This is a genomic window from Methylobacterium segetis, from assembly GCF_004348265.1.
Taxonomy (GTDB): domain Bacteria; phylum Pseudomonadota; class Alphaproteobacteria; order Rhizobiales; family Beijerinckiaceae; genus Methylobacterium; species Methylobacterium segetis.
Map to the genome: position 1 here is coordinate 1 of NZ_SMNT01000122.1, position 16,459 is coordinate 16,459.

Sequence of the window (16,459 nt, forward strand, 5' to 3'; positions counted from 1 at the left end):
CCGATGCCGATGGCGCCGGACAGGGGGGCCTGGATGAGCTTGAGCTGGAGGTTGGCGAGCTTGCCCTCGGCGCGGCGGCGCTCGAGGCGTCCGTGCTCGAGGGTTGCGATGCCGGCCGAGTCGTAGCCGCGGTATTCGAGGCGGCGCAGTGCCTCGATGACCTGTCCTGCCACCGCGTCGCGCCCGACGATGCCTACGATGCCGCACATGGTCGTATCTTCTGCCTCGATGATGCCGATGGCGTCCCGGTCCGGCCGGAACGCTCTGCGCGCGGCTCGCCACCCGCAAGGGTTGTGCCCGGCCGCGCTTGCCTGAAAGCGTCGCCCTTGTACCGGATCGGGACGGCGCCATGCCAGCCCCGAGGCCGGTTTCGGTCGCGGATTGCTGCGAAAGCCTTGAGAGGGTCTCGCAGGATCCCGCCGCAAGTCATGGGCAGAACTCGGATTTTCGGGCTCAGCCCTTGCGCGCGCGCGCCTCTTTCTCCGCCCGCATCGCCGCGCGTTTCGGCTCGGCCCAGCCCTCCTTCACCGCCTGCCGCCCGCGGGCGACGGCCAGCGCGTCGGCCGGCACGTCGTCGGTGATGACCGACCCCGTGGCGACGTAGGCGCCGGCCCCGATGCTCACGGGGGCGACGAGGGCCGAGTTCGAGCCGATGAAGGCGCCCGCCCCGATCGCGGTGCGGTGCTTGTTCACGCCGTCGTAATTGCAGGTGATGGTGCCCGCCCCGACATTGGCGCCCTCGCCGATCTCGGCATCGCCGAGATAGGTCAGGTGGTTGGCCTTGGCGCCGGCCCGGAGCGTCGCGTTCTTGACCTCGACGAAATTGCCGATGCGCGCGCCCGTCTCCAGCAGGGCGCCGGGGCGCAGGCGCGCGTAGGGGCCGATGCTGACCCCCTCCTCCAGGCGCGCGCCCTCGAGATGCGAGAAGGCGTGGACGACCGAGCCGTCGCCGACCGCGACGCCGGGGCCGAACACGACGTGGGGCTCCACCACCACGTCGCGGCCGAGCACCGTGTCGGCGCTGAGGAAGACGGTCTCGGGGGCGATCAGGGTCGCGCCGCCGAGCTGGGCGGCCCGGCGCAGCCGCGCCTGGATCGCGGCCTCGGCGACGCCGAGCTGGACCCGGTCGTTGACCCCCTGCGCCTCCGCCTCCTCCACGGAGACGACGGCCACGGGCAGGCCGTCGGCCACCGCCAGCGCCACCGCGTCGGGCAGGTAGTACTCGCCGGCCGCGTTGTCGTTGCCGATCCGCTCCAGGAGCGGGAGGGCGTGGGCGCCCGCGAGCGCCATCAGCCCGGCATTGCACAGGCGCACCCGGCGCTCGGCCTCGCTCGCATCCTTCTCCTCGCGGATGGCGAGCACCCGCTCGCCCTCCGTCAGGACGCGCCCGTAGCCCGCCGGCTCCGCGGCCTCGAAGGCGAGCACCGCCACGGCCGCGCCCTCGGCGAGGGGCGCGCGCAGGCGCCGGAGCGTCTCGCTGGAGATGAGCGGCGTGTCCCCGAAGGCCACCACGATGTCGTCGTCGCCCTCGGCGAGCGCCGCGCGGGCGGCGAGCACCGCGTGCGCCGTGCCGAGGCGCTCGGCCTGCGGGTAGAGGCGCGCGCCCGGCGCCGCCGCGGCGGCCTCGCGGGCGACGTCCTCGCGCCCCGGCTCCGCCACCACGGCGATGCGGGTGGCGCCCGCCTCCTGCGCCGCGGCCAGCACGTGGCCGAGCATGCTGCGCCCGGCGATCCGGTGCAGCACCTTCGGCAGGTCGGAGCGCATCCGCGTGCCCTTGCCCGCCGCGAGCACGATCGCCGTGAGGCTGCGCCGGCCGGAGGCCGTGTCGGATGTCGTCATCGGTCGGAATCCCGGATCTGCCTGCTGCGCGCAGGGCGCTTCACGCTCCGGCTTAGCCGATCGGCAGGGCTGCGCAAAACCCGCTCGCAGGGAGCAGTGCGACTTCTGATGGAGTAGATCGGAAGTATCTTAACCTTCAGTTCAGGCGCCGGCGTGGTAGACGAAATCTCGCCCGCTGCGGCGCACACAAACTGCGATGACCCCTGCCCATTCCCCGCCGTTGCGTGCATGAAGACGGTATGACGCTGCCCACAGACGGTCGCCCCGGCCTCGCCCCCTGCCCCCGCGAGCACCCCCCGTCGCCCGCCCGGGACCGCTCCCGCCGCGACCTCCTGCGCCATGCGGCGGGGGGGCTTGCCGGCCTGCTCGCCGGCGCCGCCCACGCCGCGGAGGGCGCGCCCGCCCTGCCCCCGGCCGGCGCCCGCTTCGAGCCGGGCACCGTCGTCGAGATCGCCCGGGCGCTCGCCAAGGCCCCCTACGCCGCCCCGCGCACCGACGACCTGCCCGCCTCGCTGCGCAACCTCGGCCGCGAGCAGTACAACGCCATCGCCACCGCGCCCGGCCGCGCCCTCTGGGCCGAGGCGGGCCTCCGCTTCACGGTGGAGCCGCTGCACCGGGGCTCGATCTTCACCGACCGGGTCAGCCTCGCCCTGGTCGAGGACGGCACGGTGCGGCCCGTCCCCTACGACCGCTCCCTGTTCGCGACCGGCGGCTTCGTGCTGCCCGAGTTCCCGGAGGATCCGGGCTATTCGGGCTTCCGCCTGCGGGCCCGCTTCGGCGGGGGCGAACTCTCCGATTTCGCGCTGTTCCAGGGCGCCTCGTTCTTCCGCCTGCTCGCGGCGGGCCAGGGCTTCGGCGTCACGGCCCGGGCGCTGACGCTGCGCCCGGCCGATTCCCGCGGCGAGGAATTCCCGCGCTTCCGCGCCTTCTGGATCGAGCGGCCGGGGCCGGGGGAGGACCGGCTCGTCGTCCACGCGCTGATCGATTCCGAATCCGCTTCCGGCGCCCTGCGCCTGAGCCTGCGGCCGGGCGAGGCCTCGATCGCCGACATCGAGGGCACCGTCTTCCCGCGCGTGACCATCGACCATCTCGGGCTCGGCGGCATGCAGGCGAGCTACCTGTTCGGCCCCCACGACCGGCGCGGCAACGACGACGCCCGCGCCGGAGCCTACGCGGCGGGCGGCCTGCAGATCCGCAACGGCGCCGAGGAGGCGATCTGGCGGCCGGTGCACAACCCGGACACCCTGCAGATCTCCTCCTTCCTCGACGCCGACCCGAAGGGGTTCGGCCTGATGCAGCGGGCGCGCGACTACGCGGATTTCGAGGACGACGTGCAGCATTGGGAGGGGCGCCCCTCCCTCTGGCTGGAGCCGCTGGGCTCCTGGGGCGAGGGCGCGGTGACGCTCCTCGAGATCCCGAGCGATTCCGAGTTCAACGAGAACATCCTCGCCTATTGGCGGCCCAGGACCGCGCTTGCGGCGGGCGCCGAGACGCGCTTCGCCTACCGCCAGTTCTGGTGCTGGGAGCCGCCGGAGCGCCCGCCGGTCGCCCGGGTGACCGGCACCCGGAGCGGGCGCGGCAGCGGCGGCAACCGCCGGCTCTTCCTCGTGGACTTCACGGGCGAGGCCTTCGCGCGGCCCGGCCCCGAGACCGAGACCGCGCTGACGGCGAGCCCGGGCACCATCGCCCGGCAGGCGCTCTACGCCTATCCCGAGCGCAAGACGGTGCGGGTCGCCTTCGAACTCGATCCCGGCGGCGAGCGGGCCTGCGAGCTGCGCCTCGCCCTGCGCCGGGACGGGCGGGCGATCACCGAGACCTGGCTCTACCGCTGGACGCCGTGAGAGGCAGCCCCATGGACCGAACCGCCACCCTCGACGCCCCGTCGCCCCCGGAGGCTCCTGCCCCGGAGGAGGCCGGCTTCGCGCCCGCGATGCCGCCGGAGGCGCCGCTTCCGATGCCGGTGCAGGATCTCGCGCGCTGGAGCCCGGACCAGGGCCACCGGCCGGGCCGGCCCCTCCGGACGCCCTGGGGCGCGCGCCTCTTCGTGTTCGGGGGCGCGGTCGCGCTCACCGCCTACGGCGCCCTGCAGATGTACGAGACCATCGCGGTCTCGGGCAGCCCGACGGCGCTGCAATGGGCCTTGCTCGTCCTGTTCGTGCTCAACTTCTCCTGGATCGCCCTCGCCTTCACCGGCGCGATCCTCGGCTTCGTCACGCTCCTGCGCCGCCCGCGCCTGCCCGCGCGGCCGGCCGCGCTCGCGACCCGCACGGCGGTCCTGATGCCCGTCTACAACGAGGCCACCGCCCGCACCTTCGCGGGGCTCGAGGCGATGCGCGAATCCGTCGAGGCGACGGGGCTCGGCCGGCACTTCGACTGGTTCGTGCTCTCGGACTCGACGCAGGCCGACGCCTGGATCGCCGAGGAGCGCGCCTTCCTCGACCTGCGGGCCCGCCTCGGGCGCGAGGCCCGGATCTTCTACCGGCACCGGCCGAAGAACCACCACCGCAAGGCCGGCAACATCGGCGATTTCGTGAGCCGCTGGGGCGGGCATTACGACCACATGCTGGTGCTCGACGCCGACAGCCTGATGACGGGCGACAGCGTGGTGCGGCTCGCGAGCGCCATGGAGGCGGACCCGGATGCCGGCATCATCCAGAGCCTGCCGCTCATCATCAACCGCAACACGCTGTTTGCCCGCGTCCAGCAATTCGCCGCGCGCATCTACGGGCCCGTGATCGCGACGGGCTTGAGCGTGTGGTCGGGCCGCGACGGCAATTACTGGGGCCACAACGCGATCATCCGCACCCGCGCCTTCGCGCAGGCCTGCGGCCTGCCGGACCTGCCCGGCCGCCCGCCCTTCGGCGGCCACGTGCTGAGCCACGATTTCGTGGAGGCGGCCCTGATCCGCCGCGCCGGCTGGGCGGTCACCATGCTGCCGACGCTCTCCGGCTCCTACGAGGAGAGCCCGCCCTCCCTGATCGACGTGGCGGTGCGCGACCGGCGCTGGGCGCAGGGCAACCTGCAGCACGGCCGCATCATCGGCGCGGCGGGCCTCGCCCTCGCCTCCCGCCAGCACTTCGCCACCGGCATCGCGGGCTACGTCGCCTCCCCGCTCTGGCTGGCGCAGCTCGTCGTCGGCATCGCCCTCGTGCTGCAGACGGCCTACGTGCGGCCCGAATACTTCACGAGCGAGTTCGGGCTCTACGCGGTCTTCCCGCGCTTCGACCCGGTGCGCGCGCTCAAGCTCTTCGGCCTCACCATGGGCATCCTGCTCGCCCCGAAGGTCCTCGGCCTGATCCTCGCCCTGATCGACGGGCCGGTGCGGCGGGCCTGCGGCGGCACGATCCGGCTCCTCGCCTCGAGCCTCATCGAGATCCTGCTCTCGGCCCTGATCGCCCCGATCGCGATGCTGATCCAGTCGGGCTCGGTGTTCCAGATCCTGGCCGGGCGCGACACGGGCTGGAACCCGCAGCGGCGGGACGACGGCTCGATTCCCTTCCGCGACATCGTGCGCCGCCACCGCTGGCACACGGCGCTCGGGCTGATCACGGGGGTGGCGGCCTTCGCCATCGCCACCTCCCTGTTCCTCTGGATGTCGCCGACGATCCTCGGCCTCGTCCTGGCGATCCCGATCTCCTGGGCGAGCGGCCAGCTCGGCCTCGGCCTCGCCCTGCGCCGGGCCGGCCTCCTGATGACCCCGGAGGAGCGCGAGCCGCCCGCGATCGCCCAGGCCGCCGGCGCCCTCGCGGACCGCAACGCCGCCCGCGGCTTCGACGAGGCGGATTCCCTGCGCGCGCTCCATTCCGAGCCCGCCCTCGCCCGGGCGCACGTCGCGATGCTGCCCGCGGGCGAACCGCGCCCGCGCGGGCGCATCGACCCGGAGCGGACGCTCGCCCAGGCGAAGGTGGTCGAGGCCGAGACCCTCGCCGAGGCCGCGGGCTGGCTGACGCCGAAGGAGCGCATGGCCCTCCTCCACGACCGCGCCCTCCTCGACCGGCTCGGACGCCTCGACCCCTGAGGCCGATGTTTTCGATGTCGCCCGCGGGCGTTCTCCGCTATCAAGCGCGGGGACTCGCCCCCGCCCGGGCGGGCACCGGGGAAGGGTGGCCGAGTGGTTTAAGGCAGCGGTCTTGAAATTCGCCCTCGGCCGTCCCGCCCAATCCCAGCCGATCGTCTAACGTGTTGTTTTGCCGGTGAAATCCGGCCTGACGGTGTTCACTCATCGTTCTCCATCCTGGCTCGTACCAACGAATTGGGTAGCAAAAGCGGTAGCAACCGCCCTGCCCTCTCGGCGGCACACCGTGCGGCAGCGGACCGATGCGGAACATGGGTGGTGGTCGAAGACTCGGAGGCGTAGGGGGACCGCACACGATCGGAGGGCAAACCAATGCCGATCGAAGCGCTCGTCTTCTACGCCTACGTCGGGTCTCTGACCTTCTGGACCGGCCTTCTCATTTGGGATTGGGCGCACCAGCATCACTGACGCCGCCGATCGGTGCGGCGGGCGACGGCCCCGAATCACTGCCATCCTCCTCGTCGAGCAGCGCGACTATGCGGTCGACGACGTCGAGGGCGAGCTCGGCAAGCGCGGCGAATTCCTGGCGCGGGATCGTGGCGGCCGGCACGGGGCGGCCAGCGGGGAAGCGGATGATCTCAGCCATGTCAGGCGACCTCCGACAGGAAGAAAAAAAGGTGGTCGAGACGGGTCGGCAAGTACCGACCGGCACAGCCGCTCTCTCGAGCGACGCCTGTCATTGCGCAAAGGGCTGCAGCGATCGAGTGAAGGCAGCGCTCGGCCCGCTCCTGGCCCGAGGAGCAGATATCTGGGCTGGCACCGTTGGCAGCAGTGTCCACTGCATCGAAAGCTATGGCGAGTTGTGTGAGCATGCCAACGGGCGACGAGGCCGTCACGTAGCTGATCGCCAATTCCATCTCCTGGATCTGCCGAAGGTTGATCTCTTCCAGCGGACGCAATGCCTCCCTGCCACTTGACGTCATGGCCTCTTCGAGCAGGTCGTGTTCGCGCCAAGCCTGTTTGAGGAGTTCGCCCAGCTTGCTAGCTGCACAAGGTTGGTGGCCCGGCAGTTTGTCCGACAGCGCCGCCGCATGGTCCGCCAGCACATCGAAGATGCTCGCCGCGGTGTAGGTGCCGCCCGTGTCGAGCATGGTATCGGCGTACTCACCGACGTGGCGCAGAAGCGCGACAAGCCCTTCAGAGGTGGTCGGCCGCGTCTCGAACAGCGCGTTCCAGGCTTCGATCTGCACGAGATCCGCAGCCTCCCAGGCTGCTTCTGCCTTCGCCATCGCCTCCGGCGAGGTGTCGCCTCCATGCTTCGCGACCCAAGTCTGATCCGCTGCAATGGTGCTGTCGCGGAAGGCTGCGGCCGCCGCGGCGTGCCGCTCGATGGCTGCGAGGATCGGATCAGGGCTCGCGGTGACTCGGTCATCGCGCAGCGTGAGGCGTGAGGCGGATGCTCGTGCAGCCTTCGCCCGCTCGCGAAGGCCAGGTTGCTGCACGTCGGTAGTGCCCTTGCGTGCGGTCTTCATACCAGCCCCCTCACGCGATTTGCAGGAAGCCGTAGAGGGCGACACCGCCCCCCACGATCATCAGGGCCGAGACGAGCTCGCCGGCCGCGTCGAGGAAGCGCGGCGCGCGGACGTGGGCGGTGTCGGGGCGGTCGGCCCGGATGAGGGGCCAGTGCCCAGCGGCCTCGTCCTCCAGCTCGGGGACCGGCCGGGCGTAAACAGCTGCGGAAGGCGAGCGGGAGCGTTCACCGGCGCGCGCCGGTGTTGTAGAATTGCGGTTAGCCATGAGCGTTGTGCCCCAACGTGAGTGGTCAGGCCCGCGCGGTGGTGCAAACACTGTTGCGGGCCGTTGCCTTTCTGGCGACATTGTAGTTACATGTAGCCAAGATGGCTGTCAACTACAATGGAATACGATGTCGTTGAAATCTGCTCCGGTGTCGGTTCGGCTTCCACCCGACGTGAAGGCTGCAGCTGAGAAGGCGGCGAGGAACGACACGCGCTCGCTCTCCAGCCTGATTGAGAAGGTGCTGACTGACCACCTCAAGGCCGAGGGCTACCTCGGCGGCACAGCTACCTCGACGCTGGGTAACGAGCCGCATCTCGCCAAGCGTTGAAGGCGAGCGCACGTGACTGAACGCACTCTGCTAGCGCTCGCCGGTGCCGGGATTATCGGTCTGGCCACGATCGCTGTGCTGCTGGTCGTGCAGCCTGATGATCCAAGGGTAGCGGTCGGTGACACGGCTGCCGCAGCGTTGTTCGCCTCGATCATCGTGCTCGTGAAAATCCGGCGGGATCACTGGTTGCAATGATCCTTACGAAGCATGAGAAATGATAGTTCACCCCATACCAGCATTGATCTTAGTAGAAAATATTGCACATTTCACGAAAGTTTGCCAATGGCATTTGCGCTTAATGACGGAAGAGTGAAAACTTATCCTTCGATTGGTCATTGTATTTACTGCGGATCCGATCGAAAACTATCAAGAGAGCATATAATACCGTTTGGACTAGGTGGTAATTTAGTATTTACGGATGCCAGTTGCGATCAGTGCGCTCGTGTTACATCAGATTTTGAGCGTTACTGTCTTCGCAACATGTTTCTAGCGGCGCGGACTCACATGAACCTTCCAACACGCAAGAGGAAGGAAAGGCCGAAGACGCTTAGGCTGTCTTATTTTAAGAATGAAGGCGACCATGAATGGCTTGATATACCTGTTTCCGATCATCCCTACGCAGTAGTTTTGCCGGTAATTCAGCCCCCTACCTTATTTTCTGGCGCACCGCATCGTGATGGACTTGTGATCGAAGGGACATCGGTAAGGGCAGGCCCCAATTTCTACCAGAAACTTCAAAGTTTTGGCCCAAACAAAGCCTTCACACAGGAGTTCTCGCCGGATCTTTTCGGCCGATTGCTAGCCAAAATCGCGCATGGTTATGCTGTTGGAGAAGTTGGAAGTTATAACTTCCGGCCATTTCTGCAGGGCTTAATACTTGGAACACAAACGTTTTCCTCATCTTTCATTGGAGGGGGATCGTCGCAGGGTTCGCGACGCCTGCTGCACCAACTCAGCTTGGAATGGCGCGCTAGCTTTCTAGTTTGTTCGATCACACTGTTTTCAATGGAAGCTTCAGATTCGGCTGGAAGTGCCGGGCCGACTTATGATGTTATTGTGGGAATGGCGGCATGATATTTGCCGCCATTTCGATGGTTGCGGCTGCACAGCGGTCGGCCCAGCTTCAACGGCGATGATCCAGAACCCGCCGGGTCGGCATCACTTCGTGCCCGTCTTCTATACGAAGCAATGGGCATTCTCGGACGGGCGGATCTGTGAGTACAGCCGCCCGCGCCCTCGGCACGATGTGATCAAGCCGAGGCGGACTCACCCCGCAGGGACCGGCTGGGTTGATCGGCTATACGAGTTGCGGGGGCTGAGCGGGCCTGACGCTCAAGCCGTCGAACAACTCTTCATGAAGCCGGTCGATGACGCGGCCGCCGTCGTAATGAGAGCCTTCTGCTCAGGCCGGCGTGTCGCCTTCTCGACGAGAGAGATGCGGGCCTGGGCCCGGTTCATGATGTCGTTGATGCATCGACATCCGGACGATCTCGAAGCCTTCAAAGAGCACTTCGCTCGGGGCTGGCGTATCGTGACCCCGGAGATGGAGCGCGATTATCGGCGCCGCCGACGCGCGCATTGGCCGCGGGACTTGCAGACCTACATGGACAGCGTCCCGGATGATCAGGTCGAGCGGATCGGCATGAGCATCCTGGTCGAAATGATGAACAGCGAGCCTATCAACGACCACATCGTAGGAATGCGATGGGGTGCCCTCCTCTACCCGAACTTCCGTCGTGAGGTGCTCACCTCCGATCGACCGCTCGTGATGACCGACGGGCTGGCCTACCCCGAGTCACTCATCCTCATGCCGATCGGGCCTCGGGCCGTCTTCTACGCCGTCAATACGCCCGCCATGGTGCAGCGGCTCAGCTCGCAGGACCACAACACTTTCATCGAGAAGCTTAACGAGCGCGTCGTCGGGCAAGCCTCCCGGTACGTCTACGCCGGCAGCGACGCGCACCTCGCATTCGTCCAGCGCCATATGTCGAGAACGCGCCCTCGGCCTCTGGTGGACCAGATTGCGGCCGGGCGCGCGTTGCGGGAGCGGATGAGCCGCTCCCGCTAATGTTCACTGCCGAGGCCGAGGCGCTCGCTCGCGCCTAGGGCCAGGGCTTGTTCACCGTCGTGAAGGAGGCCTGCCGGAAGTAGAGGCTGTGCTGGCCAGAGGAGAAGAGACTATCCACCAACTCGAAGAAGGTCGCACGGTCTGCTTCCACCTCGAGTGACCCGGGGATCGGAGGCGGCAAGAGAGCGCGCGCTCCATCGACGTAGACACCAATTTCCCGGAAGACCGGCCGCCCGTTCCAGAGCGCGTCGATGAACACCGATGATGCGTTCGGGTCAGCAAATCCCTTCGTCCAGGGCTCGTAGAACTTATCCCGGTGCTTGAGACCGGCGGCCAGCGAGATCGAGAGATCGGACTTCAATGTTGCGATTTCCCGGTGTTCCCTCAGGTCACCGAGCGCGCTATGGTTTGAACCGCCGCTAAAAGAGGTGATCTCATCAACGCTTTGCAGGAAGGTAGCTCCATCAACCTTTAGCCAGTCGTTGGGGTTTGTTGCTAAGATAGTTCTGAGATACGTGTTTAGGTCCATTGGGATCACCGACTCTCCAGCCGCATACCGATGCGCGGGCCTCGAAAGGGCGGCGAACCTAGTCCCTCTGGATGGATCTGGCACCCAGACTTTTAGGTGGTCGGCGCCAGTCCACCAGCCTTCCACCGCCAGCCACCCGACCAATCCGGATAGCTCTCGATCCGCCGGCCGCCACAGACCGTGCACCGGCAGCGCAGCGCGACGTCCGGCACGTACTCGTCAGGCCACAATCGCTCGAAGGGGATCAGCGCCTCATGGTTGCAGGCGCACTTCACGGTGATGCCGCGAGCTCCGTTCTGGCGCGCGTTGGCGACCGTCGCCGGCTCGCATTCCCGGCCCTCGAGATCGTAGCTCCGGCGCGGATTGCGGAGGCGGCGCGGGACTGACGGGCCTCTGCCGATCGCGCGCATGGGTCACCGCTTTTCCGGCCAGCTGGCTTCTCTCTGGCCGGGGAGCTCAGCGCCGCCCCACGCCCGCGCCGGGCTTGCTGTCGCGCTCAGCGGCTTCCACGGCGGCTTCCCGAGCCCTCTCCTCACTCCGATAGGCGCGGTCCGAGCGCTCGATCAGCTTGCCGCTCCGGCGCAGGAGCCAGCCGAAGTGTCCCTCCGGCTTCGTGAGGGGTTCGACCTCAATGCTGTAGGGATGCGGTGCGTCGTTGCTCATGGCTACGCTATGCCATGGCCTACGAAGGTGACCAACCCGTCGCCGGCCGGCGCTGCACCGATCTCACGCTCCGCGCCGCTCCTCGTCCGCCACGGCCTCGACAGCAGCGATGACGTTCTCCAGCTCGGCGATCCGGCGCAGCATGCCGTCCGGCGGGAGCATGTCACGTTCAGCTGCCTCCAGGATGAGCTCGCGCTGATGGGCCTTCAGGCGGTCGAGGAGGGCTTCGAGCTTCTGCATGGCCGGCAGCCTTAGATTCAATGCAGCAGCCCGACAACCGCATCAGCGGCAACCTAGCGTGCTTTCCCGGTGACAGACTCCGACGAGCAAAATGCTCAATACCGGGGAAAAGCTCGCTGGGGGAAGTAGAATGCGAGGACGATCAAGGGTCCTGATCGGCGGAGTGCTGCTTCTGCTCGCCGCGCCAGCCGCACTGGCGGCCGCAAATGCGAAGTTCGGCCCAACCTCTGAGGAACTGGAGCAGGACATCAGTCAGGTTGATGCATCCGTAGCAGATGCGAAGAGCCGCTGTGCAGATTTCGGCGCAGGTTCCGTGCTGAAGATCCAGTGTGATATCGAACTCGGCTTCCTCTCGTCGACAAGGGCGATGCTCCAGCAGAAGAAGCTGTCCTGGCTCCGGTGGATCAACCTGAACTACACGGTGCCAGGGCAGCCGACGCAGCTGTTCACAGAGGCCGACGCTCGCGACATAGAAGCTGAGATGGCCAAGGAGCAGAAGGATCTGGCCGCAGCGACGGAGAAGGCGACCAACTATGGCGGCCTCATCCAGACCATGGCGCTCGTCGAGATGCAGACGAAGAAGGTCGCGATCTCGGTCCTCCGGCTGAAATACCTGATGGGCAAGTATGGAGTCGGTGTCCCAGCACAGCCTGCTGCCGGCAGGAATGCTCCGACGGGCAGAAGCGTCGACGAGAAGGGTGCGCTATGAGGTGGGCAGTCGTTCCAGTCGTTCTCATGTGCCATGCCGTGCCGGCGCTGGCTCAAGAGACGCAGAGTTCCGGAGCACCCTTCGGGCTTCGTTGGTCGATGACCAAGGAGGAGGCCGAGAAGGAGCAGATCGCGCTGACCCCGGAGAAAGGCGATGCGTTCGGATCGACCTACCGGGCAGCCAATTTGCCAAAGGTCCTCGCGGACACCGAGAGCGTCTTTATTTCGTTTGGCTATGACAACAAACTCTGGCGCATTGCCGCTGTCTCGAAAACGTGGCGCAGCGACAAAGACGGATCACAGTCGCTTAACCGCTTTTCAAAGCTTTCACAGTTGCTTGATGAGCGGTACGGAAACGGCAGAGATATTTCTAGCCCGCCTAGAAATAAATTTATGCTTGATCCAGAAAAATTCTCTTGGTCAATCCATTCCAATGAGCGTGTGCAAGCAAAAAATTGGAGTTCGCCAATGGCAAACATTCAACTATCGCTCAACGCTGCTGCAATGGATGATCTCTACTATCTGATCATCTACGAGAACAAGCCACTCAGCGCAGCATTCTCGAAGGCAAAAGCCACCAAAGAGAAGGATGCGCTGTAGGCAAACGGCCTCAGTTCACCGCCGCCCCGCGCGCAATCTCCCGCTCGGCGCGCTGCACCTCCTGGATCCGGGTCGCGATGGCGATCGTGCAGGCGAGCGCATAGGCCAGGGTCTCCTGTTCGTTGGCGCCGCTGGCGCGGACGCCTGCGCACTGACCGGCGACGAACTCCTCCATGGTGCGTTCAAGGTGTGCCTCGGCTGCGGGCGTGAGCCGGGCGTTGCCGATGACGGCAATCGCCTGATCGACGAAGTGCTGGCCATCGGTGGCGGCGAGTCGCCGGCAGGCTGCAAGTACGTCCGGATCGCAGAGCGGCGTCAGGGCGGCGATGGTCGCCTCCATCCTGCGAATGCGTGGGTTCATCGGCTTACCCGCGCAGCCTGTTGCCACCGCTGAGCTTCTTCAGGGCATACTGCGTGCTGGGGCCACCCATCAGGGCGCCGGCCACCATCTGGTCGATCTGGATGTCGAGCCGCGGCCCGCGCGGCCCCTGAGTGGTCTTCGCCGTCGTGCCGGCGGGCGCGTTGTGGATGTGCACTTCAGCAAGACCTCCGGCTGTCGATCCCGGAGCCGGCGACATCGCCCGCGGCATGGTGAAGGCCTCGCGACCGACCACGCCGCCATCAGCATAGCCGCGGCCGCCGCGGCGCATCCCCTCGACGATCCCGACGCCGCCCAGCCTGCGCACATCGTCCTGGCTGAACACCACCTCGCCGCGATGGACGATGCCGGCCGGATCATACCGGCCGCCGGCGCCCGTGAAGCCGCCTCCATCGAAGGACGGGAAGAAATCGCTCTTGAAGAAGTCGGACAAGCCAGGGGATGAGGCGCCTCCGCTGTCACCCGGCTTGAACAGGCTGCCGAGCAGGCCGCCATCGCTTGAGCCGCGCTTGCCGAAAATCAGGTCGGTGATGTTATCGGAAGCCATGTCGAGGAAGCGCTGGCGCAGCCGATCCACCGAGTTCGCCCAGGCGTCGGTGATGCTCTTGCCGTTGCCGAGATCCGAGATGAAGGTCCGGATGCTGTCCGAGCCCGCGCTGCGGTAGAGATCCTGCGTCCGCATCGCCTCGCGCAGAGCCTCGTTCCGCTTGGCGGCCTCGGCAGCTTGGTTGGCGTACTCCTCGATCCGCGCTGTCAGCTCAGGGGTGACGTCGCGGCCGGCGCGCTGGGCGGCTGTCAGCAACTCCTGCTGCACCCGGAAGCGCTCCACCGCCTCGGCACCCATGCCGTAGGTCTCTCCCTGCTCACGCAGGCGCCGGATCCGATCCTCCGTCGAGCGCGTCGCCCGGTCAAAGTCGTCGCGCTCCTCCTTGTCGGATCCCTTCGAGGCGGCCTCGGCCCGGGCGAGGAAGCCTGCGCGCTCGATCTGGCTGCGCGCGTCACTGCCAGTGACAGTCTTGCCGATGAGGTCGAATGCCTTCTGCCGTTCAGCGACAGAGCGCTTCTCAGCCTCCGTCTTCGCATTGATGGCGTCGAGGCGTAGCTGATCCTGCCGCCGCGCCATCTCCTCGGACGAGATCAGCTTGCCGTTGGCGTCGGTCAGGCTCTCGATGGCGCGGGTGACGCCGAGATAGGCCGTTTCGGTCTGGCCGAAGTCTGCGAGCTTGTTGCGAGCCAGGGGATCGGCCAGCGCCGCACTCAGGTCGCTCTGCTGTTTCCGAAGTTCGGAAAGGCGAGCGAAGTTGGGATCGATGCTGCGCGCGATGTTTCCTGCCGTGGTCGACGCTTTGTTTGCCAACTCCTCCAGAGCCTTCGCGCGGGCCTCCGCCTCCTGCGTCTCCTTGATGAGGTTAGCGGTGTCGCGCTGAACGATCCTGCTGTCGCCCAAACTGAGCGGGTCCATGCCGAAGCGCTTCCGGCGCGCGTTGATGTCGTCGACCTGCTTGTTCAGGCGCTCGGCAGCTTCCTGTGCACCCTCGGGCGCCAGCCCCAGCTTGACGCCTGCGACCTTCTTCGCCGCCTCCCAGTACCGGTCCGCCGCGGCGGTCGCGATGTCCCAGGCCGCACCCCAGCGTGAGGTAGCGCTGGCGTTTGCGTCGATCGTCGCCTTCAGGCTTTCGGCCAGCGTCTGCTGAGCGGCCGAGCGGTCGCCCTGCTCGATCTGGGTCTGGATCAGCTGCCGGGTGCGGTCATCGAGGCCGCCGATCCTTGCCGCAAGCTCGTCGGCGCCGCGGGCCGGGTCCGCGAACATGCGGGCGAGCTCCGCCGTGGCGGTCGGAACGTCCGTCGAGAGCAGGCGGGCGTACTCACTGGTAACGCGAGTCAGGTCGCCGATCACCGGCAGCGCGATCTGTCCCGTCGAGGCGAAGCCAGCGACGATCTCGCGGGAGGTCGAGGTCGAGACCTTGCCGGCCTCGGCACTCGCCTTCGCCAGCGCGTCGAGCTGGCCGGCTGTGGCGCCTGTCGAGCGGCCGATACCCTGCGTGGCGCGCTCCAGGATCTCCTGATCCTTCGCGGCCTGAGATCCGGCGTAGAGGAAGGCGGCGCCCAGTGCCGTGGCACTTGTCGCTGCGACGGTGAAGGGTGTCACGAGGGCGGCCGCAGATTGCCCAAGCGCCGTCAGACCTCCGCGAAGCCCGCCTTCGCCGGCCGCGAGCCCCTGGAGGATCTGCGGGCCCTGCTGGAACGCCACGGTGCCGAGCCCCGCACCGCTGCCGAGAGACGCCACCACGTCGCCGCCCTGGTACATCAGGTCACGCTTCTGGAAGGCGTCGAGACCGCGGCTCCGCGGGGCATTGTCGTTCGTGCCAGCGAAGCGCTGGAGCGCCAGCCCGCGCAGGCGGTCGCGTTCAGCAGCATCCACGAGGCCGGAGCCGTAACCGCGACCGAGGATGTCCTCGGCCCGGTTCAGCGACTTCTGCCGGCGGTACTCCTCGTCCAGCTGCGAGCGCAGGCGCTCTACCTCGCGCATCGTCGCCGGGCTCGACGGCGGCAGGCTGGCCGGCGAGGACGGCGACGCACCGCCCGCCGCCGAGGGCACGCGGCGGGCCGCATCGGCAGCCTCCTGAGCCTTCTTCGCCAGCCGGTCGGTCGCGGCGGTCGCCTGGTCTGCGGCGGTGCCGACTTGGCGGAAGGCGTCCTGCCCGGCGCGGCCGGCGTCCTCCAAGCTGCGCTTGATCTCGGCGCCGCCCTCGACCTGCAAGCGGATGGCGATGTTCTGCGGCATGGCGAGGGCTCCTCAGTGAGCAGGGCCTAAATCGGCGGGCGGCTCGCCCATCTCGGCGAGATGGCGGTGCACCTGCCGGGTGAGGGCTGGGGTCAGAAAGCGGGCGTCGATGCCGAGCTCGTCTGCCAGTTCGATGCCGATCCGGGCGGGCCAGGATAACCAGGCGTCCCGCATGTCTCTGGCCGTCTCGAAGAACAGCTTCTCCGCGGCGCTGCGATCAACGAGGCGGCCTTCCTGCTCGGCTTGGTCGAGGCTGCGCTGGCGCGCCTTCAAGATCAGCTCGGCCGTGCGGGCCTTGCCGAAGTCGATGCCCTTGCCGTCGTCGGGGACGCCTTCCTCCCCCAGCACGCGGGCGATCAGGCTGATGGCATCCCGAGCCTCGTCTTCGGTCCGGACCTGAGCAGTTGGATGCGCACCTTGCTGCGCACTTCGCGTGCGCACCTCGGACGACGTGCGCACCTTGCTGCGGGCTGGATCGGTCGAGCCGATCCAGGCATTGCGCGCCGCG

Annotated in this window: 19 protein-coding genes and 2 pseudogenes; 9 read left to right on the plus strand and 12 right to left on the minus strand. The window is 67.4% G+C overall.

The window, feature by feature from the left end:
• Positions 1–209: pseudogene (locus tag E1J50_RS22915) on the minus strand (glutamine--fructose-6-phosphate transaminase (isomerizing)); the annotation flags it as partial.
• 244 nt (positions 210–453) lie between these two features.
• The gene (glmU, locus tag E1J50_RS22920; RefSeq protein WP_132256081.1) at positions 454–1,839 is read right to left on the minus strand and encodes a bifunctional UDP-N-acetylglucosamine diphosphorylase/glucosamine-1-phosphate N-acetyltransferase GlmU; all 1,386 of its coding nucleotides are present in this window, start codon (positions 1,837–1,839) and stop codon (positions 454–456) included.
• A 239-nt stretch (positions 1,840–2,078) separates the two neighbouring features.
• Between glmU and E1J50_RS22925 the strand changes: the two genes are divergently transcribed.
• Both E1J50_RS22925 and mdoH read left to right on the plus strand, forming a co-directional pair.
• Positions 2,079–3,680, plus strand: coding sequence for an OpgD/OpgG family glucan biosynthesis protein (locus E1J50_RS22925; RefSeq protein ID WP_132256082.1), 1,602 nt, complete (start codon positions 2,079–2,081; stop codon positions 3,678–3,680).
• 11 nt (positions 3,681–3,691) lie between these two features.
• Entirely contained in the window at positions 3,692–5,857 is a 2,166-nt protein-coding gene (mdoH, locus tag E1J50_RS22930; RefSeq protein ID WP_132256083.1) for a glucans biosynthesis glucosyltransferase MdoH, read from the plus strand.
• Positions 5,858–6,290: 433 nt separating this feature from the next.
• Here mdoH and E1J50_RS22935 read toward each other — a convergent pair whose 3' ends face one another.
• From E1J50_RS22935 to E1J50_RS22945, 3 genes are read right to left on the minus strand one after another with little or no spacing between them, the layout of a single operon-like run.
• Positions 6,291–6,500: a hypothetical protein gene (locus tag E1J50_RS22935; protein WP_132256084.1), complete on the minus strand. Its 210-nt coding sequence runs from the start codon at positions 6,498–6,500 to the stop codon at positions 6,291–6,293.
• A 1-nt stretch (position 6,501) separates the two neighbouring features.
• Positions 6,502–7,386, minus strand: coding sequence for a hypothetical protein (locus tag E1J50_RS22940; protein WP_132256085.1), 885 nt, complete (start codon positions 7,384–7,386; stop codon positions 6,502–6,504).
• Positions 7,387–7,396: 10 nt separating this feature from the next.
• Positions 7,397–7,651, minus strand: coding sequence for a hypothetical protein (locus E1J50_RS22945; RefSeq protein ID WP_132256086.1), 255 nt, complete (start codon positions 7,649–7,651; stop codon positions 7,397–7,399).
• Positions 7,652–7,823: 172 nt separating this feature from the next.
• Between E1J50_RS22945 and E1J50_RS22950 the strand changes: the two genes are divergently transcribed.
• From E1J50_RS22950 to E1J50_RS22965, 5 genes and pseudogenes are all read left to right on the plus strand, one after another.
• Positions 7,824–7,979: a hypothetical protein gene (locus tag E1J50_RS22950; RefSeq protein ID WP_245516708.1), complete on the plus strand. Its 156-nt coding sequence runs from the start codon at positions 7,824–7,826 to the stop codon at positions 7,977–7,979.
• Between the two features lie 12 nt (positions 7,980–7,991).
• Entirely contained in the window at positions 7,992–8,174 is a 183-nt protein-coding gene (locus E1J50_RS22955) for a hypothetical protein (RefSeq protein WP_132256088.1), read from the plus strand.
• 87 nt (positions 8,175–8,261) lie between these two features.
• Positions 8,262–8,414 (plus strand): annotated as a pseudogene (locus tag E1J50_RS28580) (HNH endonuclease); the annotation flags it as partial.
• Positions 8,415–8,483: 69 nt separating this feature from the next.
• Positions 8,484–9,053: a hypothetical protein gene (locus E1J50_RS22960; RefSeq protein WP_245516709.1), complete on the plus strand. Its 570-nt coding sequence runs from the start codon at positions 8,484–8,486 to the stop codon at positions 9,051–9,053.
• A 58-nt stretch (positions 9,054–9,111) separates the two neighbouring features.
• Entirely contained in the window at positions 9,112–10,047 is a 936-nt protein-coding gene (locus E1J50_RS22965; RefSeq protein ID WP_165937953.1) for a DUF4238 domain-containing protein, read from the plus strand.
• 34 nt (positions 10,048–10,081) lie between these two features.
• Here E1J50_RS22965 and E1J50_RS22970 read toward each other — a convergent pair whose 3' ends face one another.
• From E1J50_RS22970 to E1J50_RS27570, 4 genes are all read right to left on the minus strand, one after another.
• The gene (locus E1J50_RS22970) at positions 10,082–10,576 is read right to left on the minus strand and encodes a hypothetical protein (RefSeq protein ID WP_132256091.1); all 495 of its coding nucleotides are present in this window, start codon (positions 10,574–10,576) and stop codon (positions 10,082–10,084) included.
• A 92-nt stretch (positions 10,577–10,668) separates the two neighbouring features.
• On the minus strand, positions 10,669–10,986 hold the full coding sequence (locus E1J50_RS22975; RefSeq protein WP_132256092.1) for a hypothetical protein: 318 nt from the start codon (positions 10,984–10,986) through the stop codon (positions 10,669–10,671).
• Between the two features lie 46 nt (positions 10,987–11,032).
• Positions 11,033–11,239: a hypothetical protein gene (locus E1J50_RS22980; protein WP_132256093.1), complete on the minus strand. Its 207-nt coding sequence runs from the start codon at positions 11,237–11,239 to the stop codon at positions 11,033–11,035.
• Between the two features lie 63 nt (positions 11,240–11,302).
• A complete protein-coding gene (locus E1J50_RS27570; protein WP_165937954.1) occupies positions 11,303–11,479 on the minus strand; it encodes a hypothetical protein in 177 nt (58 codons plus the stop codon).
• 163 nt (positions 11,480–11,642) lie between these two features.
• Between E1J50_RS27570 and E1J50_RS22985 the strand changes: the two genes are divergently transcribed.
• Complete coding sequence (locus tag E1J50_RS22985) at positions 11,643–12,188, plus strand: hypothetical protein (protein ID WP_132256094.1); 546 nt, start codon at positions 11,643–11,645, stop codon at positions 12,186–12,188.
• Positions 12,185–12,787 (plus strand): hypothetical protein, encoded by a 603-nt coding sequence (locus E1J50_RS22990; RefSeq protein ID WP_132256095.1) that lies wholly within the window; start codon positions 12,185–12,187, stop codon positions 12,785–12,787. The genes E1J50_RS22985 and E1J50_RS22990 overlap by 4 nt, the downstream gene beginning before the upstream one ends.
• A 10-nt stretch (positions 12,788–12,797) precedes the next feature.
• Here E1J50_RS22990 and E1J50_RS22995 read toward each other — a convergent pair whose 3' ends face one another.
• From E1J50_RS22995 to E1J50_RS23005, 3 genes are all read right to left on the minus strand, one after another.
• On the minus strand, positions 12,798–13,148 hold the full coding sequence (locus tag E1J50_RS22995; protein ID WP_132256096.1) for a hypothetical protein: 351 nt from the start codon (positions 13,146–13,148) through the stop codon (positions 12,798–12,800).
• 4 nt (positions 13,149–13,152) lie between these two features.
• A complete protein-coding gene (locus E1J50_RS23000) occupies positions 13,153–15,765 on the minus strand; it encodes a phage tail length tape measure family protein (protein WP_132256097.1) in 2,613 nt (870 codons plus the stop codon).
• 198 nt (positions 15,766–15,963) lie between these two features.
• Positions 15,964–16,459: hypothetical protein (locus tag E1J50_RS23005; RefSeq protein ID WP_132256098.1), on the minus strand; the 496-nt coding region annotated here is incomplete at its 5' end.